Source organism: Shewanella sp. SM73 (genome assembly GCF_025653795.1).
In the GTDB taxonomy this organism is placed as follows: Bacteria; Pseudomonadota; Gammaproteobacteria; order Enterobacterales; family Shewanellaceae; genus Shewanella; species Shewanella oncorhynchi.
The window spans coordinates 12,850-37,892 of the sequence record NZ_JAKKRY010000010.1 but is presented as its reverse complement, the minus strand read 5'-3'; the positions used below and the strand labels follow the sequence as shown (position 1 = coordinate 37,892).

The following is a 25,043-nucleotide window of genomic DNA, read 5'->3' as shown; positions in this document are numbered from 1 at the left end:
CTATTTGTGTTTAATCGTCGATTCGACAATTGTGGATATTAGAGCCATCGAACTGACATTCGACATCAACCCATTTGCCTTCAAATGGCGTTAATGAAGCATCAGTCGCTTGATAGCCCCACAAGGTCTTTTGCATCACTAAACCCGACAAATCAAGCTCATTGCTTCGCACTTCAAGGTCAACTTCTTTCACTAACCACTGGTTGTCTGCGAGTTCAACTCCTTCTATTTGAATCCATTTTTGGTCAAGTGTCGCTAAAGTTAAACCGTCATCGAATTGAGTTCTGGCATCAATATCAAATGTAAATCCATTAATTTGTAGCTGATTATTGGTAGTCAGTGTCGCCAGACCTTCTAGCTCGAACTTTTTACCTAAGGTTGGAGGTATTCCACCATTATCATGTGATGTTTCAAATTCAACTTCTCTGGCCCATAAACCCTGCGGCATAGATTGAATATCTACATCGACTAGCTTGCCTTCAACCAAGTTAGCTTGCTTGCCATCTTCAAATTGAGTATTTGTAGTGACATAGAGTCGAGTACGGGCATTCAGCTCAAACTGCGTTTTATCTTGGTTGACCCAAGTAATAGTCCCTTCTAGCTCCATATCGTTAAAAGACGCCGTATCTTCCACTTCGACTTCAGAGGCCAAAAATGAAGCACCACTTTGCTGGCCTTCCACTTCAACCCATGCGCCTTCCTGTAAGCCACCTTCTAAACGTGCGTTAGCATAATTAATCACTGCCGAACCGATATTGAATTGTTGCGTGGCCTTGTTTAATCCAGAGACACGTCCCTCGATTTCAGCAAACGCAAAATTGGGGATAAGGTTTATAGAATTAACCTGCCATTCTCCCATTACCGTTGGATAACCATTTACCGCCACCCAATCGCCTACTTTATACTGAGTCGCGTCCGCTGGTTTAACGATTAAATTAATCCCATTAACGGCAATAGTATTTTGATTAACGGAACTGATTTCACCCACAAGGCTTGGATCTAATATGACATTTTTAGCCTGTTGGCCTTCATTATCAATTTTGACCCTCATCCCCATTTGAATGGCATTAACCTCTAACGGCTGTTGTCCATAGTGAATCTTAGCATTAGCGATATTTACGCTATATCCGTTGACCGTAATCGAATTATTGTCAGAAGCAATATTTGTTACTGTACCGTTAATTTTTGCAGGTAACGTAGGTTGTGGAACGATAGGATCGGGTTTAGAGGTATCTGTTGATGAATCATTACCACCGCAACCTGCTAGCAAAATGGCCGTAATACAGACTAAGAGTTTATTCATTTTCTTCCCTATTATGTCTTGTTAAATCAGTGCTGGGCATCTTAGTATGAAGATCGTCAAGCAAATGTGAAGAAATGAATTAACCGATGAAAGTATTAATTGTTGATGATAATCATGATGTTATTGAGACAATCATGGATTATTTAACCCTAGAGGGTATTATTGCCGACTGTGCATATCACGGGGAAAGTGCAATCAATTTAATTCAACAAAACCATTACGATGTCATCATAATGGATATTATGATGCCCAAATTAGACGGTATTAATACGGTCAAAAAACTGCGTGAAGAAATTTATTGTAATACACCGATTATATTTTTAACCGCCAAAGATAGTCTGCAGGATAAAATTGATTCTTTTACATCAGGTGGGGATGATTTTTTAAATAAACCTTTCGCGATGGAAGAATTATGCTTACGACTGCATTCACTGCATAATCGTGGCCCACGTTTAGATGTGGGTATTTTGCGCTTCAGTGATATCAGTTTAAATTTGCAAACCCATCAAGTTACCCGTGCTGGTAAAGAAATTAAGCTCAGTAAAATTCAGCGCACCATTCTTTCACTGTTACTAAAACATGCGCCCGCTATCGTGAGTAAAGAGCAATTGGTAGATACAGTATGGGGAGATGATGCACCTTCGAGTGATTCACTTCGCAGCCACATATACAGCTTACGCAGTGCACTCGATAAAGGTTTTTCAGACTCAAAATTAGAGACTATCCATGGCCAAGGTTACCGACTTATCCCCTGAGCATTTTCCGAGTTTATATAAAAAAATCCGCCTCACTTTTTTAGTATTAACTAGCTTGATGTTTGCCATTTTTTGGAGCCTCATTTATATCGCCGAAGAACAAATTGAGAAGATTAGCCTCGAGCAAACGCTGGCCACAGAGACTCGCGAATATCTAAAAAATTATCAAAGGTTTGGTGATAAAGCACAGCTCCCCGATATCAATGAATTGAAAACATATTGGAGCAAAGAGTTTGTACCAGCTTGGCTGCAACCTTATCAAAATACCGGATTTTACGAACATCAACTGGGTGATGAAGATAAACACTTTTTGATATCCGCTCATCCTTCTGGGCAAGGGCTGTTGTATGTGGTTTATAAGGATGACGCGGACGATTTCCTTGATAGCTATGAAGATAGAATGCACATTTTGATCTCTATTATGGGGATCGGTTTGCTCCTGTTTATCATGGCGTATGGATTGTATTTTGTACGTCTGCTATCCAGTCCACTTGCTGAGATTGAAAATAAAATCAATCAACTATCACCCAAAAGACCGACATCAACACCGAGTACTTCATACCGTGAAACCCGCCAGATTGAGCAAACCCTATTAAGCAACAAAGCTAAAATTGCCGCCTACTTCACTCGGGAACAAGAATTTAGTCGTTTTGCCTCCCATGAGCTACGCACGCCCATTATGGTGATCCAAGGTTCGGTCGAATTGCTCAAAAAAATCCCCAATGCGACAACCGAGGCTCAACAATTAATGGTCAAAAAAGCCATTACACGTATTGATTACGCAGGGCATCAAATGAAAACGCTCACCGAGGCCTTTTTACTTCTCGGAAAAGAAGACATTGAATCCCAGCACTACAGCCAAATTGATTTAGCACCACGCCTTGAACACATTTTAGCTGAGATGGCACAACACTTTGCCAAGCAAGAAATCACCTACAGCTTAACGCTTAAAGATTGCTTGAGCATCAAGGCGCCACTGAGCTTTATTGACATAGTGATAGGTAATTTAATTAAAAATGCTTTCAATTACAGTGCCGGAAACATTGAAATTACGATGCAAAGCAACCAATTATGGATACTGAATCCACTAAGCACTCAAAGTACTGATACTTCAGGCTATGGCTGCGGATTAATTATTATTGAACGTATTTGCGAGCGAATGGGCTGGGCATTTTCAACCCAAAACGATGGTGCTAGCTATCAGGCTTATGTTCAGTTTATAGATAATGCCCATTAACTGAAGTTAGCTTGGATAAATGACCTCGTTTTAGCAAATTCTGAGTTGCAAACCCAATCTTCACAACCGCTTCACGCTTGTCTTGGCACTATGCTCGCAACACTGTAATAGCCATTGAGGCTGAGTTACATAAAACCATAGAAAGGACAAACAGATGAATAAAATGACTCTTACCGTTTTCGCAATGGCACTTTCATTCACGACTATGGCCAGCCAAGCAGGCTTTCAACCTACAACGGGTGAACCTCAAATACAGGGTGGCTTCCAAGGGCCGAGCGCAAGACAAGTGATTCATGATGTGGTGAGCGCGCTCAATGCCAGTGATGACGCCCAAATTGAGTTAACGGGCCATATCATTTCTTCCATTGGACACGATGATTATATTTTCCGTGACGCTACGGGTGATATTAAGGTCGAAATTGATGATGATTTATGGCGCGGCAACACAGTAACACCTGAGACTCAGGTCATTATTCGTGGTGAAGTGGATAAAGATTGGTCTGAAGTGACCATAGATGCAGACAACATTCAAATCGTACAATAAATTGATTTAGTTAAAGCCAGCCAATCAATGGCTGGCTTTGGTCACATCCAAACTTCATGTCTTAAATACGCTTAGATAGCGGCCAAAACAACTTCAGCTTTACTGGCTTCAAAAGCCTTTGGCTCTTCTACATTCAGTAGAGTCACTACACCATTATCGATGATCATGGCATAACGTTGTGAACGCACGCCACCAAAACCGGCAGTATCCATCTCTAAACCTAAGGCTTTAGTAAAGCTGGCATCGCCATCGGCTAACATCATTAATTCAGAGGCATTTTGTGCTTCGCCCCACGCTTTCATCACAAAGGCATCGTTCACAGCAACACAGGCAATCAAATCCACGCCTTTCGCTTTAAATTGATCGGCTAACACCACATAGCCAGGTAAATGCGCTTCAGAACACGTTGGAGTAAAAGCACCTGGCACTGCAAACAATACGACTTTTTTACCCGCGAACAATTCGGTAACTTGGTGATTCACCATGCCATCTTTAGTCAGTTGACCTAATGTGGCCGCGGGTAATGTTTGACCTTGAGCAATCATGTCTTTCTCCATTTAGTTAAAATAACTCATCCATACTAGCCCTATTTACCGCAGATAAACACCGAGAGAAATAAGGGCGATTAGACTCGAGTTCGATTCAACCGCAGCCCCGCACACAAAATAAGACATAACAAACCTAATACTGAGAAGGCGCCGCCACTTTCCTCAACAACGATAATGTCGGGCTCTCTGTCTCGATCGCTACTCTCCAATGGCAGCGCATACAAACTATCGGTTTCATCGGCGCTAATGGTCGCAACAATATCGCTGTAACCCACTTCATACACATCAATCAACACATCATAGTGATCCGTCGCATAACCCGTATAGAGCGTGGTCAACACTTCGTAATCGTCCTGTGTCGAATCGCCGTAAATGGTAAATACGTCTGTGGTGTAGTAATGCACCCAAGGGCCACCATCACGACTGAGATAAAGCTCGGCAAATAAATCAGCTCTTTCATTAAGATATGCACCATTGACATCAACGTCGAAGGTCACGCTAAACGTTTGATAAAACCCATCGTAGTCAAAGTCTTCAAACAAACGACTGCTGGCATCAAAAATCGAAAAGCTGTGATACACAGGTGCGCGGTAGGGATCTTCACTGGTCGCGCTCGAACTAGGAATCCCTTGGCTCGCATGTTTCACTATTACTTGCTCACGCGTCATCGGCGAGGCGCCCATAAGTTGCACTCGGTTTGCCGTCGGCGCTTTGGATGATAAGGCTGGCGCCAAGGATTTAACGGCTGCAGCGGCGACTTCAGTGACATTTTTTGCGGGCGCGGCTTGCTGTAACAAAGCTAAAGCTTGTTGTTCCTGCTCAGCAGCTTGCTCGCTATTTTCTGCTTTTTTGGCAATACCAACACTGGCTGCTGTAAATGGCGTTAAGCTTTGCGATGACTCCAGTTCGCGGGGCTGAGCGCTAGCGGCAGGAGACGCTAAAAACAGAGCTGCAATAGCCGTTGCCATAAACAGCTTAACATTAACAGTGGCTGCCATATCTTGCTTATTGAGTGTGTTCATCTTGAATATCCTATGGATAACCCGTTCAAATTGGAGCTATTAAAGTGCAATGAAGGTGAACATAAGCTGAACATCAACGCCCACTGTTCTCAGCCAGAAGATACGTTCAGCCCGAGTTCATCTGGAATGGGTAACACTCACAAAACTTAAACGATACAAGCGCGAGCATAGAGATAGACTCGCCAACAGAACTTCAGTTCTGTCACGAATAACAAAATAACTGTCAGAGTTAATTTTGAAGGAATTGTGCCAACCAATTGGCTGATCTCTATGTGTTTGTTAAGGTGATGAGGTATTCTTAGTCGACTCGATAAGTTATCCATCTCACTCATTAACTTAAGATCGCTGAACATTGCGGGTACCCGATATGAAACTTGGTTTGACCTTGGCCCTAATCACTTGCTTATCAGCCTCCTTTGGTTGCATAGCAGGCAATGATAGACATGATGATCGCAATCAGCCTCGTAACCAAGGTGCGAAGAATGAGCAGCGCCGTCTAGCGGTCAATAGCCCTGATCAAGCGGTGGCAATGGCGCAACGACAATTTCAAGGCAAAGTATTGAGCGTACAATCCAGCGGATCGGGATATCGTATTAAAATCCTCAATAATGATGGCCAAGTATTTTCTGTTTCAGTAGATGCCGCAACGGGCCGAGTCTCGAGGAACTAACGATGCGATTGTTACTAGTTGAAGATGATATAGAACTACAGACTAACTTAAAGCAACATCTCCTCGATGCCCATTACAGTATCGATGTGGCGAGTGATGGTGAAGAAGGCTTATTTCAAGCGCTCGAATACAACTATGATGCGGCGATAATCGATGTCGGTTTGCCTAAGCTCGATGGTATCGCCTTGATCCGTAGCGTGCGTGAACAAAAACGCGACTTTCCTATCCTGATTTTAACCGCAAGGGACAGTTGGCAAGATAAGGTTGAAGGACTCGATGCCGGTGCCGACGACTATCTGACGAAACCTTTCCATCCCCAAGAACTCATCGCACGACTAAAAGCCCTGATCCGTCGCTCTGCCGGTAAGGCCAGCCCCCTGATCTACAACGGCCCCTTTAGCCTTAACACCAGCAGTCTAGAAGTACGTAAAGGCGAAGAACTGGTTAATCTCAGTGGTTCTGAATACAAGTTATTCGAATTTTTTATGTTGCATCAAGGCGAAGTCAAATCAAAAACTGTACTCACAGAGCATATTTACGATCAGGATTTTGATTTAGATTCTAACGTCATCGAAGTCTTTATCCGCCGGTTACGCAAAAAACTCGACCCAGATAATCAATACAACTTAATTGAAACTCTGCGCGGCCAAGGTTATCGCCTAAAAGCGTTAACGTCCGGGCAAGCAGCCGATGAGTAAACGCGCCATGGCGTGGCAAGTGTTGAACTCCCTAAAAGCACGCTTAGTTGCCAGCGCGCTATTATTTATCTTAGTGTTATTACCCTTGATCGGCGTTGCCTTAAACGATGCCTTTACTGAACAAGTTAAAAGCGCAACCAAGAATGAACTCAGTGCCTATGTCTATTCGATTCTCGCGGTGACTGAAGTCGAAAACAAACAAATCTCCATCCCAGAGTTAGTGTTAGAGAATCGTTTTAACCTCATTCAATCAGGGCTGTATGCCATTGCAACCACTGAAGACGCCAGCGGCAAACAAGATATAGTGTGGCATTCGCAATCTTTTATGGGGATTACGCCACCGCCACATTTTACCATCCCAGCCACGGGTCAAAGCGCATTTGAGCAAATCGAGCTCGCCGATCAACTCCATTTGATTTATAGCTTTAGTGTCAGTTTTGCCAGCCAAAATCAAAACGTGCCAGTGACAATCCACATCATTAAAGACGAACGGGAATTTCAGCAGCAAATTGATCAGTTTAATCAACAGCTTTGGACTTGGCTGCTGATCTTAATGTTAGTCATGTTAGTGTTTCAATTAAGTTGGTTACTGTGGACGTTGCGACCTTTAGCACGCTTTACCCAAGAGTTACATTCCGTCGAGCAAGGTAAGTCGATGCAGCTAAGTAGCCAGTACCCCACTGAATTACAAGCGGTTGCTCGGCAGCTTAATATTTTGCTCAATACCGAACAAACCCAACGAAAACGCTATCGTAATGCCTTGGCCGACCTAGCCCATAGCCTCAAAACGCCACTGGCGGTGATCAAGAGTCAGGCCGACTTAAGCGAATCCTCCAGTGAGCAAGTATCAGTGATCAGCCGGATCATTGGCCACCAGCTAAAACGCGCCCAAACCGCAGCGGCGGCCTCGTGGCATTTAGGTATTCGTGTCGATGAAGTCGCCGCTAAGTTATTACGCACGTTAGCTAAAATTTATCGAGAGCCACAAATCAATCTCAGCGGCGAGATGGTAGAACACGCAGTATTCAAAGGGGATGAAGCAGATCTGACTGAAATTCTAGGCAATTTACTCGACAACGCCTGTAAAGCCGCGAAGTCTACGGTGACATTAACGGTCACAGGCGATGCCTATCAACTGCTAATCTGTATCGAAGATGATGGCCCAGGGATCAGTGAAGCCTTGCAAAATCAAATCTTTGAACGTGGTATTCGCGCAGACTCCTACCTTCAAGGTAATGGTATTGGGCTTGCTATTGTGCGCGATTTAGTCGACAGCTATAACGGCAGAATTTCTGTCTCTCGTTCAGAAACCTTAGGTGGTGCCAAATTTAGCATCAGCTTTGCACACTCAGTTTAAGTCTTTATTTTCAATGTGATATATTTATTACTTCTCTTAAAACTTGGCTATAAATATTTAACCGCAAAACACTTTCAGCTTATGTTCATATTCACACGCCTAATATGCCCATAACATCCTCGAACAGGATTATTGGAGCAAACCATGAACAGACTACATCGATGGAATTGGCTAGTGTTAACGGCGGCATTAGTGGCCTTGCCTTTCACTACCACAGCACAGGCTGCGGGCATATCTGCGAGCCAAGGATCGAGCACAGCGGCAAGCCAAGCCGAACTCGAACAAATGCTGGCGCCTATTGCCCTGTATCCCGATAGCTTACTGACCCACATACTTATCGCTTCAACTTATCCACTCGAATTAGTGCAGGCACAGCGTTGGTTAACCCAGCGCCCCAAATCATCGATCGACCAAATTATGTCGCAAGCCGAAGATCAGGACTGGGACCCGAGCGTCAAAGCCTTGCTGGCCTTCCCGACTCTGCTGCAAAAAATGAGTGAAGATCTCGAATGGACTCAAAGACTCGGTGAAGCCTTCTTAGAAGATGAAGGCCAAGTGATGAACAGCATTCAGTCCCTAAGACAACAGGCTGATAAAGCGAATAGCTTAGCGGACATGGATAACATGGCAATTACCCGCGCCAACAATCAGATCATCATAGAACCCGCTAAGCGAGAAATCGTCTACGTCCCCTATTACGATCCACGCGTGGTTTACGGCACATGGCGTTGGGGAGTGGCTTATCCACCCGTATATTGGGAATTTGGCGGCTATGCTGGCTATCCCTATCGTCCGAGTCATAACCATTTCTACTGGTCACCGGGCATCCATATTTCCTTTAACTACTTCTTCAGTTCGTTCCACTGGCACAACCATAAAGTGGTGGTGATCGACTATCGCCATTCACACCGATATCGCCCACGGGAAAGATACAGTGTTAGCCATGGCGCACAACCTTGGAAACATAAACCCGAACATAGACGCGGTGTGAGTTATCACAATCCAGTGGTGAAACAACGCTATTACCATGATGATAAATATCGCGGCAGAGATTCACACTCAAGCGGCAGTAAACAGCACTTCAATAGCCAATATTCGAAGTCTAAAGAACGTCAAGATACCCATAGTAATCTGGGTAATATGAGTAATCAGGGCAATAAAAGTCGTGATAATAAAGACTATCATAACGTCAGCCGTGAACGTGATAACCGCGCGCCGAGTTATCAGAAAACGCAAGCCGAGTTAAAGGAACGTCGCTCCGCCCCTATGGTACAAACACCAACCCACAAGGAGCATAATGACATGCAATCAAGACCCGTGCAGTCAAAGCCAATGCCATCAAAGGAGCCTCAGCAAAGGCAATATCAAACTCGGGAGTCACAGCCGCGTAATGTCGATCAACAAAGGGCACAGTCACAAAGGCAAGAAAAACCAAGAACTATGACCCCAAGAGTTGAAACGCCACGGCCTGAAACAAGACGTACAGAGCCACAACGCATTGAACAACCAAGACAAGCGGCGCCTAGACAACGCGAAGAAGTGAGAGTGAGAGTGAGACAAAGTGAGCCACGTCAAAATGCGCAAACCGCTCGCTCGGTAGAACATAACCAAGGTCGATCAACTCAAAGCCAAGAACGTCGTCATAGGGAATGATCCCGCTATGGCCGCAGTAAAACAAAGAGCGCAGTTATCTGTGCTCTTTGTTTTTTTTAAGTCACTTATTTTTAAATCGCTTAAAACTTCAAGGTCAAGGACTGACCTTCTCCCATTCCCTGCCACTCGACACTCAAATCCATAATCTCATTGAGAATATGATCAAAATCTGTTTGGTTAACAGTAGGAACGACTAAGTCTCGACTGCTACAGGCTTGCTCTAACAGATAAATAAAGCCGTCATAGGTTGGCGTTTCACCCGACCACAGTAGCGACTGCAAGGTCTCAACTATGGATTCGGCTTGCCACACCTCCGTTTTATCAGCGATGGCGCGGGAGGTTTCATTATGCTCTAAGGTAAAGCTGATATCGGCGCCAGCTCTGATCTGCGAGAAGAAAGCGCCTTGAATATGCAGGCGTTTTTCAACCACATAGTGGATCATATCGTGAGGTGCTATACCTTGTTCTGGCATTTGGGTTTGGGTCGCACTACCGTCCATGCGCACACAACGCAACTGGCCATAACGCTGAGTACCTTTAGTGAAGATGACTTGCATAAAACCATCCTTAGTATTTTGATTAACGCATGCATAATGCGAACTCAAGTATAGTCCAACTCTGCGCCAGCATTAGAAAAACAACAACAGTCTACCGTTATAAATTACGCTGGATAAAGCGGAAACACTCTTCTGCCGCTAAGGGTTTACTAAAGTAAAACCCTTGCACTAAGTCGCACCCCATGCTCGACAATAATACCAATTGCGCCTCGTTTTCAACCCCTTCAGCGACTACAGTTAACCCCAATTCATGGGACATAGAAATAGTTGCAGCGCTAATGGCTGCATCGTTCGAGTCGGTCTCAATATCCTTCACAAAGGATCGGTCGAGCTTTAACCTGTCTAAGGGCAAGAGTTTCAAATAGGATAAAGAGGAATATCCTGTACCAAAATCATCGATGGCGAGTTCGATACCATGTTGACGTAATTCCGCTAATAGGCGCGCATTCTGCTCAGGATATTGCATCGCCACACTCTCGGTGATCTCCAGCTCCAGTGCTCCTTTGCCCAACTTATGCTTCACCAGCACATTGGTAATATCGGCGACTATCGTATCCTTACGAAGTTGATGTGCCGACAGATTCACCGCCATTCGCAACTCAGTGGCACCCGCAGCGCGCCAGACAGCAAGTTGCGCCATCGCCGTTTCTAATACCCATTGGCCAATTGGGATGATCATGTCGATCTCTTCGGCAATGGGAATAAAACGGTCAGGCGCTATCATGCCAAATTCGGGATGCTGCCAGCGCACAAGCGCTTCGACACTGACCACTTGCCCGCTTCTAATATCAATTTGTGGCTGATAATGCAGTCGTAATTCGTCGTTTACTAACACTTGCCTCAGGCCAGTTTCAATATGCTGGCGCTCAGTGATCAAGGTGTTCATTGCCGCAGTAAAGAATTGATAGTTATTGCGTCCAGCCGCTTTTGCGCGGTACATGGCCATATCGGCATTTTTCATCAAGGCTTCAACACTGTCACCATCATTGGGGAATAAACTGATCCCTATACTTGGCGATGAATGTAATGCTTGATTATTAATCACATAGGTTTGACTCAAACCACTGCGCAGCGCCTCGGCCAAACTGGCCACTTCATCATGGTTTGTATCGGACAAGGCAACCACAAACTCATCGCCCCCCAAACGCGCCACAGTATCATTATCACCAACGATGTATTTCAAACGTCGGGCCACCTCTAGCAGCAGTTGATCGCCCACATGATGGCCCAAGGTATCGTTGATATTTTTAAAGTGGTCCATGTCGATGAACATTACCGCTATTTGGCTGTGGGATACCAGAGCATCCTTAAACACCACTTCGAGGCGCGACTGCAAGCTCAGTCGATTAGGCAATAAGGTCAAAGAGTCATGATGGGCAAGGAAATGAATGCGTTCCTCACTGACTTTACGCTCACTGATATCGGTAAAGCTGCCAATATAGTGACTCACGGCACCAGAATCATCCCGCACCACAGACATCATCAACCATTTCGGGAAATCGTAGCCTTGTTTATGCCTATCCCAGACTTCACCTTGCCAGAAACCCGTTTGCTCGAGGGCAGCACGGACTTGAGAATCGATACTTTTATCCGTTCGTTCAGCCTCTATAAAACGGCAGTTTTTACCAATAATGTCCTCTCGGGAATAACCCGTGATCTGAGAAAATGCGCTATTCACATCCACAATGATATCGTTGGCATCCATAATCGTGATGCCTTCACCACTCTGCTGAAATACTTGTGCCAAAAGATTTACCCGCGCAACGGTACGCTCCTGCTCGGTAATATCTTCGACGATAAACAAAATTAGCAGTTCACCATTGGCACCAGTAACTAAAGCCCCGTTAAGGCGCACCGCCACTAATTGGCCATTTTTATGTAAATAATGCTTCTGATAGGGACCATAACGGCGCGTCTGCTTTAAGCGCTCTAATTGCTCTTCTTCACTTAATTGATAACGCTTTGGGGTAAGATCCCAAGGATCAAGTTGATTAAGCTCATCGAGTGAATAACCCGTAATCGCTTGAAAGGCGGGGTTAATCGCCACAAATTGACCATCGTCTAAACGTTTAAGCACATGCCCCACAGGGGCCTTATCAAATAGGTTTCGATATTTTTGCTCACTTTCGACCAAGGTAGCTTGAAAAGCCTGACGGCGGGCAATTTCCTTCGACAATGCCATGGTTTTTTCTGTCACTTTTTCGGCAATACGTTGGCGCTCGCCGGAGGAAACCAGTGTCATGCCGCCCACGACCGCACAAGTGATAAAGGCGAGCAGCAGCATTAGTAGCGATAAGCTAAAAGTATCGCCCATCAGCACCGCATAGGATTGATAAATCACTATATGCCAATGACGATCCGCTAACATCAGGTTTGCCTGAAAATACTGCCCAGTTTTATCGCTGAAGAGCTTGCTGCTAAATTCAGGAAACGATTTTTGAGTATTGCTATAAAGTAAGGTACCGCCCGCACTCATATCTGTCAGTTGCCACTGCAACCCTTTTACACTATCAACATCATCAATAATGCCTTGCAAATCAATTACGGCTGAACAAAACCCTGAGATCTTACCCAATCTGTCAAAAGCAGGAGCAATGAGTAAAGTGCCACCAGGACCATTGGGATCTTGTGCTAATTGAATCTTGGCTGTCATCACGGGTGCTAACGTCGCACGCACTTTTGCTATGGCTGCGGCTCGCGTCGGCTCACTATTGAGATCCAATCCCAAGGCCGCTTCGTTACCTATCTGCGGCTGAATATACATCACAGGGACTAGCCAACCATCAGTATTCGCCTGCCAGCCTTCGGGACGAGTCACTTTGTAGGAACCACCAACCACAGAACGAATGGATGCCTCAAAACTTTGCTGATCGGCTACCGCCACAAGCGGTGACCAAGACCAAGCTCTAAAGCCATCTTTCATCAACATATTTCGTTTGCCAAACTGTACAAACTCATCCTCAGAAACCTGCTCGCTATTATCGAACAAGCTTGCTAAGGCAACAATTTGTTGGAGGTTCGCATCTTGAAAACTTTCAATATTGCTAATAATCGCATTAGATTGAACCAGAAACTTATCCTGTAACTGTTGGCGCTGATTCATATCTGAGTAGTAATAAATCCCCACGCAAAATAAAAAGCCCACCAGCAGAGGCACACCCGTCTGAATGCGGCGAGAACGCCAAATAACTCGCTTATCAAATAACAACATAGTCAGAGGGATAAAAATCACGGCACCGAGCAAATCCCCAGTCCACCAATTTATTAAACTACCCAGTAAATCGGACTGTGGAATCGTACCGTTAATCACTAAGGAGAAATTGCCAAAAACAGTCGCTACAGTACAAGTTAAAGCTAAACTCAAGCAGGATTTAATGACGGCGTTAGGATTATCTAGGGTGAATAAATGATCGACTCGTCCAAGAACATAGGCAGAAAGCACTGCCTGTATAGATGAGCCAATTGAAATCGCAAAGGGCAACCACCCCCAATGGATATGTCCGCTGATGTTGAGATTAATCAACAAAGAACCAATGAACACGCCAATCCAAGGCGCATATTCTTTCCATAAAACACAAGCGGCAATGGCAATACCTGCGGCAGGCCAAATTGCAGCAGAATATCCAGGCGGCAAAGCAATCATCAAACCAATTTTACCTACAATAACGTAAGCTAAGGCGATGAAAATGTTTACCTTAAGGTATGGGATAAATGACTTTATGTGTAGTCCTTCATGCTGACGCACTTCGAGAATTGAGAAGCATCATGCCCTACTCACAGGCTCAATCTCAAGCACATATCAGGGGCGAGATAAGTTCACAGTTTAATAATCGGTTTATCTAATGTAAATAGCGTAAATGACTGACACAATCACTCATTTAACGTGATGTTTTTATTTGGGATGCCGATCTCAAATGCACTTAATCACACAGCCAAACTTGGCGAGCCCAATCTTGCGACAAACAAGCTAACCCATCAAGACAACTATCGGCAATATTAGCCCCGCCATAGAAGTTAAGCTTAGTCTTTTTGCGGGTAAAGCTAACATGTTTATGGGGGCTATAATCAACTCAATGACGCCACGAGCAAATCAACTTTAGTCAAAATGAATAAATGAGAGGCTTCACAATTTTTTATTTTATGAGAACAAAATCAGTTTAAATACTGTTAATTCTGTAAGGCTAATGATCCAATTTAGTTTTAATTAAGGTTTTTTTAATACTAAAGCCCTTTTACTACGGGGATCCGCTTTCATTCAATAGCCGCTTCTTGGTATCCTCCTGCCGCATAAAAAAGTTACATGCTGAATATTTTTTGTTCTGCCAACTGACTCCTTTTCCCGTTCAGCCGGACTCATTAATTGAAATTAGCTCTTAGCCAATTCATTGTTGAAAGATTGAACCTAACTATTCGGCTTTCAACCTTTAGCATGACAAATCTAACCCTGTTTTTCGGGTTATTGTTTGTGCTGCCTATTGCTGACGTTTTATCCGTGTTGATCGGCGGTTGTGTCGATATTAGTGAATTAATCAGCCTCAGCAATGGCTTTTTAGCCGAGTTTATCGGCGCTAGTTTGCTCAGCCTGTTATTACTCAATCCCCTCGTTATTCTGCAGTTATGGCATTTAATCGACTGCTGCTTCAAATTTTTCAATCATCTCGATTTAACTAACGCTTCACTTTTTTTAGCACCCCCAAGGCTAAAATCCCTCGAACATACCGCCCACGGTTGTCGCGCTCCGCCATTTTAACCCTCTGTTTTTAAATTAAAATTAAGCATTAAGCGCTGAAAGCGGATCTTAGATTTGCCTCGGAATGGCGGCACATTGTTGTGTCATGCCTCTTGGGTCTCAGGATTTGCGCTCAGATAACGCCGCTTAGTGTGACTGCCAGTTAACGCTTGGCAGAGTTGTAAACCTTAGGGTTAGAGGAATCTTCCTTTGTTAATTCGAAAATTAAGTAAAGCAGCAATCGCGGCAGTAGCACTCATGCTCGCGGGTTGTGATGGCGGAGTATTGGACCCTAAGGGCCAAATCGGTATCGATGAAAAACACCTGATTATCGTCGCCACCCTACTCATGCTCATTGTCGTTATCCCTGTGATTGCCATGACATTGTACTTCGCGTGGAAATACCGCGATGGCCGTGATCAGGAAATCTACGCGCCTAAATGGGCACACTCAACGGCGATTGAAACCGTAGTGTGGATAGTGCCGATTGTGATCGTGATAGTGCTAGGTGTGATCACTTGGGGTTCGACCCATGATCTTGATCCATACAAACCTTTAGATCACGAAGCTAAACCCGTCACGGTTGAAGTGGTGTCGCTGGACTGGAAATGGTTATTCATTTATCCAGAACAAGGCGTGGCATCGGTCAATGAGTTAGCGTTCCCAGCCAATGTGCCGGTGAACTTTAAGATCACCTCTGATACTGCGATGAACTCCTTCTTCATCCCGCAGTTAGGCAGCCAGATTTATTCTATGGCGGGCATGACCACTAAGTTGCATTTGATCGCTAACGAGCCAGGCACCTTCGACGGTATCTCGGCTAACTACAGCGGCGCCGGATTTGCGGGCATGAAGTTTAAAGCGATTGCCACTCAAACACCTGCCGACTTCGATGCATGGGTTGCCAAGTTAAAACAACAGGGCAAGACATTGGACTCAGCGGCCTACGCCACACTGGCTAAACCGAGTGAATACAATCCAGTTGAATACTTTGGCTCAGTGAGCAAAGGGATGTTTGACCAAATCGTGATGCAATACATGCACATGGACTCACATGAGGGCATGAAAGGTCACGAAGGAATGGACATGCACGCAGGCATGGAACACATGGGCACTGAGCACACATCTGACATGGCAGACATGAAAGGTATGCACGACATGCCACATATGGCAGGCGAGCACGCGATGGAAAATACACAGAACATGGCCGACATGGATAGCTCAACACCTTCTGTACCGTCATTAACACAAGACTCATCCACAGAACCTTCATCATTAGAGCACTCATCCACTCACAAAGTGGAGGCGGAGTAATCATGTCATTTCTCGGTAAATTAAGCTTAGATGCGATTCCGTATCACGAGCCCATCATCATGGTGACCCTAGCGGTCGTCGCTGTGGTAGGTTTGTATATCGCAGCCTTGATCACTAAACACAAAAAATGGAGTGTACTCTGGAATAATTGGTTAACTTCAGTTGACCATAAACGCCTCGGTATCATGTACATAGTGTTGGCTTTAGTGATGCTCATTCGTGGCTTCTCCGATGCCATTATGATGCGTACCCAGCAAGCACTCGCCACCAACGGCGCCGCAGGTTATCTGCCGCCAGAACATTACGACCAGATCTTCACCGCCCACGGCGTGATCATGATTATCTTTATGGCGATGCCATTTATGATAGGTCTAATGAACTTAGTGGTGCCGCTGCAGATTGGCGCCCGCGACGTTGCCTTCCCCTTCTTGAATAACCTCAGTTTCTGGCTGACCGCCTCTGGCGCTGTGTTGATCAATATTTCATTGGGTTTAGGTGAATTTGCTAAAACAGGTTGGGTGGCGTATCCCCCCCTATCAGAACTGGCTTACAGTCCGGGGGTTGGAGTCGATTACTATATCTGGGCACTGCAAATTTCAGGCATAGGGACAACCTTAACCGGGGTGAACTTTATCGCCACCGTACTGAAGATGCGCGCCCCCGGCATGAAGCTGATGCAAATGCCAATCTTCACTTGGACTTGTACTTGGGCGAACATTTTGATCGTCGCGTCATTCCCAATCTTAACCGCCGTGTTAGCTATGTTAACGCTCGACCGTTACATGGATTTCCACTTTTTCACCAATGACGGTGGCGGTAACGCCATGATGTATATCAACCTATTTTGGGCGTGGGGACATCCTGAAGTTTACATCCTGATTTTGCCTGCTTTTGGTATTTTCTCCGAGGTGATCTCAACCTTTACGGCTAAGCGTTTGTTCGGTTACACCTCTATGGTGTGGGCGAGCGGTGCGATTTCAATTTTAGGTTTCATCGTTTGGTTACACCACTTCTTCACTATGGGCTCAAGTGCCAACGTCAACGCCTTCTTCGGGGTGATGACTATGGTGATTGCGGTTCCAACCGGGGTGAAACTGTTTAACTGGTTGTTCACTATCTACCGTGGCCGCCTACGGTTAACGGTACCTGTGTTGTGGACGCTAGGCTTTATGGTGACTTTCACCATAGGCGGTATGACAGGTGTGCTATTAGCCTTACCAGGAGCCGATTACGTTCTACATAACAGTTTGTTTTTAATCGCGCATTTCCATAACACTATTATTGGTGGTGCGGTATTTGGTTACTTAGCAGGCTTTGCTTACTGGTTCCCGAAAGCGACAGGTTTCCACTTGAATGAGCGTTTAGGTAAAGCGTCATTCTGGTGCTGGCAAATCGGTTTCTACGTGGCCTTTATGCCGCTGTACGTATTAGGCTTTATGGGTATGACGCGCAGAATTAGCCATACGGATAACCCAGCGTGGAACGTGTGGATCTACTTAGCCGCTGTGGGCGCTTGCATCATCATGGTCGGTATCATTCTGCAGTTTATTCAACTGTATGTGAGTATCCGTGACCGCGACCAAAACCGCGATACTACGGGCGATCCATGGAATGGCCATACGTTAGAGTGGTCAACCGCTTCACCACCACAGTTCTATAACTTCGCTAAGCTGCCACAGGTTGCTGATATCGATGCCTTTACCGATGCGAAAGAAAAAGGCGTGGCTTATCAAGGCCTCAAACACTATCAGCCAATCCATATGCCGAAAAATACCTCAAGCGGTATCTTAATGGCGCTGGGGATCACTGCCGCGGGTTTTGCCGCTATTTGGCACATTCTCTGGTTAGCCATTGTGGGCTTAGTGGGCGCGTTTATCGTGTTCTTATTCCGTGCCTATAACAATGACGTCGACTATTACGTGCAACCCGATGAAGTGGCTCGCATTGAAAATGCCCACTTAAACAATGTAGTAAGGGGCTGATATGAGTATTGCAATCCCAGCAGATTTAGAAGTAGCTCACGCAGAAGATCATCACGAACACCATGATACGAGTGGCAACACTCTGTTTGGTTTTTGGATTTACCTGATGACAGACTGCATTTTGTTTGCCTCGGTTTTCGCAACCTATGCTGTGCTCTACATGAACACGGACGGTGGCGTTTCGGGTAAAGACATTTTCGAATTGGACTTTGTGCTGATCGAAACTGCCGCCCTGCTCGTTAGTAGTATTACCTATGGCATGGCGCTGATTTTTGCTAAACGCCATAACAAAGCCGCAACCTTGGCTTGGTTACTCGTCACCTTCGCCCTCGGTTGTGTGTTTATCGGGATGGAAGTCTATGAATTCCATCACCTGATTGAACATGGCAATGGCCCGCAGCGCAGCGCTTTCCTGTCGTCCTTCTTCACCCTTGTCGGTATGCACGGTTTACACGTGACCGCAGGTCTGATTTGGATGGCGATCATGATGATTGAAGTGGCGAAAACCGGTTTAGGTCATCGCAGCATCACCCGCCTGAGCTGCTTAAGCTTGTTCTGGCATTTCCTCGACATAGTGTGGATTTGTGTATTCACGGTCGTGTATTTATTGGGAGCACTTTAATGAGCGCACATAGTCATACTCACAAGCCTAGCCATGGCACTGACGATCTGGCCGCGAGCATTAAGTCATATCTAATGGGCTTTGTGCTGTCAGTGGTATTAACCGCCATTCCATTTTGGGCCGTAATGACCCATCACTTCGAGAAAGCGACCACCCTTAGCTTAGTGCTAGTGATGGCGATAGTGCAGATAGTGGTACATCTTAAGTACTTCTTGCACTTAGATTTCTCGAAAGAAGGCAAAGTAAATACCTTCTCCTTCCTGTTTACCGCCCTGATCATTGTCATGGTCGTCGGCCTGTCGGTGTGGATCATACTCGAAGCCAACGCTTTGATGATGTAACGAGAAACAGTCTATGCAAACACAAGACAGATTTATGTCACCGCAATGGAAAGCACGCTTCAAAGGGTATGTGCAGGTTACTAAGCCTGGCATCATTTTCGGGAATCTGATTTCCGTTGCTGGCGGTTTTTTATTAGCCGCCAAAGGCGACGTAAATTTGGTCTTGATGCTGGCGAGCTTAGTGGGATTGTCCTTGGTTGTAGCCTCGGGCTGCGCTGTCAATAACTGTATTGACCGTGATATCGACGCCAAGATGCAGCGAACCAGCAAACGCGTAACCGTCACGGGCGAAATTGCCGTGGTTAACGTACTCGCGTTTGGACTCGCCTTAGGTGTGTTAGGCTTTAGCATCTTAGCCTTGTTTACCAATGCATTAGCCCTGCTATTTGCCGTTATTGGTTACATCGTTTATGTGGGGGTTTATAGCCTCTACATGAAACGTAACTCAGTGTATGGCACTTTGGTTGGCAGCTTCTCGGGTGCAGTACCGCCCGTGGTTGGCTATTGCAGCGTGACAGGGCAAATGGACATGGGTGCAGCTATTTTGCTGTTGATGTTCAGTCTATGGCAGATGCCGCATTCCTATGCCATCGCGATTTTCCGTTTTAATGACTATGCGGCCGCCAATATTCCTGTGCTGCCGGTTGCAGAAGGCATGACCAAAGCAAAACTGCATATCGTGCTGTATATTGCAGTGTTCGCCTTAGTCAGTGCGCTGCTGCCACTCGCGGGTTATACAGGTATCGCCTTTATGGCAGTCACCTGCGCAACCAGCCTGTGGTGGCTTGCCATGGCATTAAAAGGTTATCGCCACGGCGTCGACATGCACCGCTGGGCTCGCCAAGTGTTTGGTTTTTCAATCATCACTATTACGGCGCTCAGTGTGACTATGGCGCTCGACTTCCAAGTAGTGAGTCAGGCGCCACTGCTCACCTTAGTGAAGTAAACCCTAAGCTTTCAGCTAGTTGCCTAGTCCTGAAATAAGTTGATAATAAAAAGCGCTAACCTAAATTAGCGCTTTTTTTCTCCCTTAAAACAGCCCCTGATGTATCACCTTTAGGTGAATAGCATTCGCCACCACATGCCTGGCAGGCTAGTAAAGCCTGTCGTATAGTGTTTTAACTCGCCATCTTTAAAGATCATAATGGTTGGCGTCGCCTGCAATGACCAATCACGGGCAATCTTGCTGTCACTATCATTAATAGTGTCAAAGCCATAGCCTTGATGCTGAAGATATTTTCTCAGTTTCTCATCCTCCCCCGAATTCATGGCAACCGTCACCACGGGGTAATAGGCCGACATTTGATTGACCGCCGGACTGACAAAATTACACACAGGGCACCAAGTGCCCCAGAAGTACACTAATACCGCCTGATCTTGGCTTAACTTAGCAATATCAAGCGCTTCCCCAGCCAACGTCGTCCCTTGGAGCTGCGGCAAATTATCCCGCGGGATATCTTTGCCGCGCCAGATGTCCATCACGCTGGTCACGATAAGGGCAATGAGCAGCCAAAGTGCCAGCTGCTTAGTCCAGCCCAATATGCGTTTAGGTAAAGATATCGAAACCTGTTCGGCGCTCATATTTTCAGTTTCCTTTGGCGGCATCTTAACTGCTCTTCTGCGTCTTATCTTTAGCGGCAATCGCTGCTTCAAGCTGCTCTTTTAACACTTCGTAAGGCACTAATCCGGGAATAAGCGTATCAGCCACTATCATACTTGGGGTGCCACCTATGCCTAACTCATTCATTAAATTAACATTGTCATCGACCATTTTTGCAACGCGCTCATCTGTGTTGCCCACCCAACGCTCGGTTGCCGTCAGTTTAGCGACCTTAGCGATGGCGGCGGCATCGAGTCCACGCGGACTCGACATCAACATATCCTTCACCTTGAGATACTTTTCAGGCTCGTTTAACCAAACCGTTTGGGCAAAATCGACTGCCATTTTGGAGCCTTCGCCCTGCAGCGGCACCATTTTAACTATGATTTTTAACTGCGGAAACTCTTCAATCAGCTGGTTCAGCGAAGACTCGATTTTCTTGCAGTATGGGCAGTTAAAATCGGTGAAGTACACCATCTCAATCTCAGGTGTCGCAGAGCCCTTCCACGGATCGCTTTTGGTCTCATACATGGCTTTATGATGGGTCACTAGGCTCGTTTGCATGGCTGTATTGGCCCCCTCTTGCTCCCTTGCTTGCCACGCAATAATTGCTTCTCTCATTAGGTCAGGATCATTGATCAAGGCATCTTTAAGAATCGCTCGCACCTCTTGCTGCTGGGCCGCCGATAAACTGCTGTCCTTGGCATAGGCCATGGTGCTCACCGAAGGCAAGGAAACCACCAGCATTGCCATGGCGACACCCGAGACAGCAAACATCTGTAACTTGCGATGTTTGAATAAAGAGCTAAATTTCGACATTTGGGTGCCTCCAATGGCTTGAGTTTTCTGCATTGATTCAGTGATGTTTTGTACTTCAATCTTCTGTTTCATAATCGATTTCCATTGTCTTAGGTCAGGGTTATCCCTGACCTGAGTATTTGTTGAGTGCCACTCGACTCGCTATTGAATGAGACTCGCCAGTGATATTGCCGAGTGAATGGCTGTTCGTTAGCGTTATTTCCCTGCCGCTACGGATGACTTTTCTGGGGACGCTGAGGCCTGCTCAATCGCAGCAAGCACAAGCTCAGTCGATAGAATTTCCGGCAGCTCAATCCCCTGCGGTGCACCCGGGCCGTAAACCACGTTGAATGGCACCCCAAAACGATTATGGCTTTGCAGGTAGTGAGTAATAGGCTCAGAAGGCGTAGTCCAATCGCCCTTCATCGGCAAAATATGCGGCTGTTGCAACAGGCTATAGACTGGATCTTGCAAGATCACGCCAACTTTATTGGCCTTACAGGTGATACACCAATCGGCAGTCACATCGACAAATACTGTCTTGCCCTGGGCGACCTGCTGATTAATCAATGCTTGATCCAATGGCATCCAAGCAAGATCCGCAGGTAAAGGTTTAGCCCACTGGTTCGCCGTCATAAATGCAATAACCGCCGACAGTAAAATGCCGATACCTAAGCAGCTCACAATCGCAATCGCGCCATATTTTTTAGCCATAAACACCATAAATATCAGTGTAATGACACCCGCTAACGGCCATAGGTAGAGCACATCAATAAAGCTGGACAACAGGCTAATGAGCCACAAACTGGTGAGGAGTAACATGCCGGAGAAAAACACTTTGACTGTGTTCATCCAGCGACCGGGTTTAGGGAAATAACCCGCCACTTGCGGAAATGCCGCCACAATCAACCAAGGGAACGCCATACCCACGGCCAACGCAGTGAAAATGGCAAACAAGCTCAGTACATCGGCGCCCAAAGCGAAGGCGACCGCAGTACCCAAAAATGGTGCACTACAGGGCGTCGCCAGTAGCGTCGCAAACATGCCCTGTAAAAAGTGCCCGCTGTTATTATTGCCGCCCGTTGTCGCTAACTTGGTTTGCACGTTAGAGGGTAAGTTAATCTCAAATACACCTAACATATTGAATGCAAACACTGTGGTCACCAGCGCCATAAAGCCGATAAACCAAGGGTTTTGGAACTGCACGCCCCAACCAATCGCCTGCCCCGTGAGCTTAAGCATTAAGATAAAGCCAGCGAGTAACCAGAATGAGGCCAATATCCCCAGCGCTGATGCGATGAACTGTTGGCGGATTTGATTGCGCTTAAGATCAGGCGCGGCAACCACTGAACTGAGCTTCATGCCGAGTACTGGTAACACGCAGGGCATGACGTTTAAGATCAAACCACCAATAAGCGCTAACAAAATCATGCCGAATATCGAGGTACTTTCTTGGGTAATCACCACAGGCTTAACTTCGGCGCTGTATTCCAACGCCCGCTCGCTATCGACGATAGTCATGTTCAGCGATTTACCTAAGACTTCGGGCTCACCCAGCCAACTTTTACCGCTAAAAATACCGACCAATTGCTTGCCGTTAGCATCGCTTTCGCTTGGTTTTAAGCTCACTAGCTTAAATGTGGTATCTGGCTCACCATCGATAATCACATTGGGTTGCTGCCAGTTGGCATCATTGAGTCTGACTTCAAGTTGACCTTTGGCGGCATCCCAACCCATTGTCATGGCAGGATTTTGGCCCTCTTGGGTCAACACTTTTTGCGGCACAAGCGACACGGCTTTGTTGTAAGCCAACATGGCATCGGTGTCCGCTTGCAGCGCATTGGGCGTGAAGTCGAGACTAATCTGATAATCCGTCAGTACACAGATGGTGGTACAAGTCGACAAGGTCACTTTGCCACGCAGCTGAGTTGGCGCAGCGATATCATCGACTTTTAGGGTTAAGGGAAAGATGGTATTGCCTTTATAACCAAAGGTTTGTAACCCCAATAATGAGAATTCCTCTGGCGCTGGCCATCTCCAATCCACTTGCTGTAGATTGCGTGAGCCATCCCATTTTATCGTCGGCGCGATACCGCCTTCCCCAGGACTGCGCCAATAGGTTTTCCAATCGCCCTCAAGTTGTACTTCAAGCACAGCAGGCAAAGTATTCGTTGCAGGATCAACCTCCCCCGTTAGCATAAAACGTACTTTGGCTGGAGGGTGATTATCATTAACCAACCACCCCGTCGATGCGGCCATTAGCGACGGACTCGTCACTATCAAGGCGAGTATCCAGAATCTGGTTAACATGGATTTTAATGTACTCATTTTGTCCCCCAAATATGCACTAACTGTTTGTTATTAAATTGCATATTAATCTCTTCGATATATCGTCAGCATTTGCCATTGCAATACTTAAGCGCTGTTAGACCAAGCTAAGTTAAACAAGACTCTGTGATGCTGCGTGCATGCTTACCTTGCTTCTAGGCCATATAAATATTGGCTAACGTTATGTTCTGGTTACCAATATCGTTATGGCTTAAGAAACATCAGCGTGATAGAAGGCTTAAGTTCAAGCAGTCAGATAGGGAGGTGTGATGTGTAAAATTGGATGTTCTGCAGCCGCTTAACTTTCTTTTCTACCGGCAAACTGGCGAGAAAAGTCAAATATTGACTGAGAGAAAACATGCCTAAACAAACCCACCTATCAAATTGATAAATAAGTTTTTATTCTTGAAAGCGACAATGTGTGAGATGTATTCGCCTAGGTTTAGCTTGATAACCTTGTATGGGTAACAGTGTTATCACGCGGGAGGCGCGGGGAAGTAACGGCAGTAGGAACAGCAGGATAAGAAATGGGATGGTACTCGGAGTGTCGATACAGGTTCGGATCGATTTCTCAGACAATTCACATTTTTTAGGTTCACTTTTGACCAGCTCAGTACCCGCCGCTTGAGCATCGGCGTGGCTAGCCATATTGTTTGAAGCTGAACTGGCGTTTAAAGCTGAGTTGGCGCTAAAACCAGCACCAGAAAAAGACGTAGCCGACATCGCTTGCGCGCTCGACTCCTTGAGCAACAAGTTAAGTATTCCACTATTTTGAGTCAAACAGAACAAGGTCAGGATGGTAAACACCATCACGCCCCATAGGTTGCCTGTTTGCTTAGTCGATAACTTAGAAATTTGGATTTCCCTTCGTCTTATTCTTTGATAATAAAGATAAAAAATGAGTGTCTTTCAACAAATAGCTGAAGATAAGACCGGCGGATTGTAACAATAGTTCATCAACAAGCAAATTATTTTGCCTTGCCTG

At 45.8% G+C, this 25,043-nt stretch carries 22 protein-coding genes; 13 read left to right on the top strand and 9 right to left on the bottom strand.

The window, feature by feature from the left end; translation table 11 throughout:
- Positions 1 to 10: 10 nt before the first annotated feature.
- The gene (locus tag L5M51_RS14380) at positions 11 to 1,303 is read right to left on the bottom strand and encodes a DUF5666 domain-containing protein (RefSeq protein WP_263173406.1); all 1,293 of its coding nucleotides are present in this window, start codon (positions 1,301 to 1,303) and stop codon (positions 11 to 13) included.
- A gap of 86 nt (positions 1,304 to 1,389) precedes the next feature.
- On the opposite strand from L5M51_RS14380, the gene L5M51_RS14375 reads away from it, so the two are divergent.
- The 3 genes from L5M51_RS14375 (at position 1,390) to L5M51_RS14365 (ending at position 3,839) form a co-directional block, all read left to right on the top strand.
- Positions 1,390 to 2,058 carry a response regulator transcription factor gene (locus L5M51_RS14375; protein ID WP_131525518.1) on the top strand — a complete coding sequence of 223 codons (669 nt, stop codon included), beginning with the start codon at positions 1,390 to 1,392 and terminating at the stop codon, positions 2,056 to 2,058.
- Positions 2,030 to 3,295 (top strand): sensor histidine kinase, encoded by a 1,266-nt coding sequence (locus L5M51_RS14370; protein WP_131525517.1) that lies wholly within the window; start codon positions 2,030 to 2,032, stop codon positions 3,293 to 3,295. Before L5M51_RS14375 ends, L5M51_RS14370 begins: the two co-directional genes overlap by 29 nt.
- Before the next feature lie 154 nt (positions 3,296 to 3,449).
- Positions 3,450 to 3,839 (top strand): YgiW/YdeI family stress tolerance OB fold protein, encoded by a 390-nt coding sequence (locus tag L5M51_RS14365; RefSeq protein ID WP_113940229.1) that lies wholly within the window; start codon positions 3,450 to 3,452, stop codon positions 3,837 to 3,839.
- Positions 3,840 to 3,910: 71 nt separating this feature from the next.
- Here the strand turns inward: L5M51_RS14365 and L5M51_RS14360 are convergent, their stop codons facing one another.
- Together L5M51_RS14360 and L5M51_RS14355 are read right to left on the bottom strand one after the other, a co-directional pair.
- On the bottom strand, positions 3,911 to 4,384 hold the full coding sequence (locus L5M51_RS14360) for a peroxiredoxin (protein ID WP_113940228.1): 474 nt from the start codon (positions 4,382 to 4,384) through the stop codon (positions 3,911 to 3,913).
- Positions 4,385 to 4,464: 80 nt separating this feature from the next.
- Positions 4,465 to 5,409, bottom strand: coding sequence for a choice-of-anchor H family protein (locus L5M51_RS14355; RefSeq protein WP_263173403.1), 945 nt, complete (start codon positions 5,407 to 5,409; stop codon positions 4,465 to 4,467).
- A 367-nt stretch (positions 5,410 to 5,776) separates the two neighbouring features.
- Here L5M51_RS14355 and L5M51_RS14350 point away from each other — a divergent pair, with 367 nt between their 5' ends.
- The 4 genes from L5M51_RS14350 to L5M51_RS14335 all read left to right on the top strand — a co-directional run bounded on the left by L5M51_RS14350 (position 5,777) and on the right by L5M51_RS14335 (position 9,787).
- Positions 5,777 to 6,079 (top strand): PepSY domain-containing protein, encoded by a 303-nt coding sequence (locus L5M51_RS14350; protein ID WP_105250671.1) that lies wholly within the window; start codon positions 5,777 to 5,779, stop codon positions 6,077 to 6,079.
- 2 nt (positions 6,080 to 6,081) lie between these two features.
- Positions 6,082 to 6,777 (top strand): response regulator transcription factor, encoded by a 696-nt coding sequence (locus L5M51_RS14345; RefSeq protein ID WP_105250672.1) that lies wholly within the window; start codon positions 6,082 to 6,084, stop codon positions 6,775 to 6,777.
- Complete coding sequence (locus tag L5M51_RS14340) at positions 6,770 to 8,134, top strand: ATP-binding protein (RefSeq protein ID WP_105250673.1); 1,365 nt, start codon at positions 6,770 to 6,772, stop codon at positions 8,132 to 8,134. The genes L5M51_RS14345 and L5M51_RS14340 overlap by 8 nt, the downstream gene beginning before the upstream one ends.
- A gap of 144 nt (positions 8,135 to 8,278) precedes the next feature.
- On the top strand, positions 8,279 to 9,787 hold the full coding sequence (locus L5M51_RS14335) for a DUF3300 domain-containing protein (RefSeq protein ID WP_263173402.1): 1,509 nt from the start codon (positions 8,279 to 8,281) through the stop codon (positions 9,785 to 9,787).
- A gap of 80 nt (positions 9,788 to 9,867) precedes the next feature.
- Here the strand turns inward: L5M51_RS14335 and L5M51_RS14330 are convergent, their stop codons facing one another.
- Complete coding sequence (locus L5M51_RS14330; protein ID WP_219254354.1) at positions 9,868 to 10,344, bottom strand: cytoplasmic protein; 477 nt, start codon at positions 10,342 to 10,344, stop codon at positions 9,868 to 9,870.
- 97 nt (positions 10,345 to 10,441) lie between these two features.
- Positions 10,442 to 14,089 (bottom strand): EAL domain-containing protein, encoded by a 3,648-nt coding sequence (locus L5M51_RS14325; protein WP_263173398.1) that lies wholly within the window; start codon positions 14,087 to 14,089, stop codon positions 10,442 to 10,444.
- 615 nt (positions 14,090 to 14,704) lie between these two features.
- Here L5M51_RS14325 and L5M51_RS14320 point away from each other — a divergent pair.
- The 6 genes from L5M51_RS14320 to cyoE all read left to right on the top strand — a co-directional run bounded on the left by L5M51_RS14320 (position 14,705) and on the right by cyoE (position 20,278).
- Positions 14,705 to 15,094 (top strand): hypothetical protein, encoded by a 390-nt coding sequence (locus tag L5M51_RS14320; RefSeq protein WP_198572438.1) that lies wholly within the window; start codon positions 14,705 to 14,707, stop codon positions 15,092 to 15,094.
- Positions 15,095 to 15,283: 189 nt separating this feature from the next.
- The gene (gene cyoA / locus L5M51_RS14315; protein WP_263173392.1) at positions 15,284 to 16,387 is read left to right on the top strand and encodes a ubiquinol oxidase subunit II; all 1,104 of its coding nucleotides are present in this window, start codon (positions 15,284 to 15,286) and stop codon (positions 16,385 to 16,387) included.
- A gap of 2 nt (positions 16,388 to 16,389) precedes the next feature.
- Positions 16,390 to 18,369: a cytochrome o ubiquinol oxidase subunit I gene (cyoB, locus tag L5M51_RS14310; RefSeq protein ID WP_105250684.1), complete on the top strand. Its 1,980-nt coding sequence runs from the start codon at positions 16,390 to 16,392 to the stop codon at positions 18,367 to 18,369.
- Position 18,370: 1 nt separating this feature from the next.
- Positions 18,371 to 18,991 carry a cytochrome o ubiquinol oxidase subunit III gene (gene cyoC / locus L5M51_RS14305; protein WP_011787513.1) on the top strand — a complete coding sequence of 207 codons (621 nt, stop codon included), beginning with the start codon at positions 18,371 to 18,373 and terminating at the stop codon, positions 18,989 to 18,991.
- Positions 18,991 to 19,332 carry a cytochrome o ubiquinol oxidase subunit IV gene (gene cyoD, locus L5M51_RS14300; protein WP_006084647.1) on the top strand — a complete coding sequence of 114 codons (342 nt, stop codon included), beginning with the start codon at positions 18,991 to 18,993 and terminating at the stop codon, positions 19,330 to 19,332. Before cyoC ends, cyoD begins: the two co-directional genes overlap by 1 nt.
- A gap of 13 nt (positions 19,333 to 19,345) precedes the next feature.
- Positions 19,346 to 20,278 carry a heme o synthase gene (cyoE, locus tag L5M51_RS14295; RefSeq protein WP_263173389.1) on the top strand — a complete coding sequence of 311 codons (933 nt, stop codon included), beginning with the start codon at positions 19,346 to 19,348 and terminating at the stop codon, positions 20,276 to 20,278.
- 110 nt (positions 20,279 to 20,388) lie between these two features.
- On the opposite strand, the gene L5M51_RS14290 is transcribed toward cyoE, so the two are convergent.
- The 4 genes from L5M51_RS14290 to L5M51_RS14275 all read right to left on the bottom strand — a co-directional run bounded on the left by L5M51_RS14290 (position 20,389) and on the right by L5M51_RS14275 (position 24,868).
- On the bottom strand, positions 20,389 to 20,913 hold the full coding sequence (locus tag L5M51_RS14290) for a protein disulfide oxidoreductase (protein ID WP_263173388.1): 525 nt from the start codon (positions 20,911 to 20,913) through the stop codon (positions 20,389 to 20,391).
- Between the two features lie 25 nt (positions 20,914 to 20,938).
- Complete coding sequence (locus L5M51_RS14285; RefSeq protein ID WP_263173387.1) at positions 20,939 to 21,823, bottom strand: thioredoxin domain-containing protein; 885 nt, start codon at positions 21,821 to 21,823, stop codon at positions 20,939 to 20,941.
- Positions 21,824 to 21,946: 123 nt separating this feature from the next.
- On the bottom strand, positions 21,947 to 24,058 hold the full coding sequence (locus L5M51_RS14280; RefSeq protein WP_263173384.1) for a protein-disulfide reductase DsbD family protein: 2,112 nt from the start codon (positions 24,056 to 24,058) through the stop codon (positions 21,947 to 21,949).
- A gap of 399 nt (positions 24,059 to 24,457) precedes the next feature.
- On the bottom strand, positions 24,458 to 24,868 hold the full coding sequence (locus tag L5M51_RS14275; RefSeq protein ID WP_212599483.1) for a hypothetical protein: 411 nt from the start codon (positions 24,866 to 24,868) through the stop codon (positions 24,458 to 24,460).
- Positions 24,869 to 25,043: the final 175 nt, after the last annotated feature.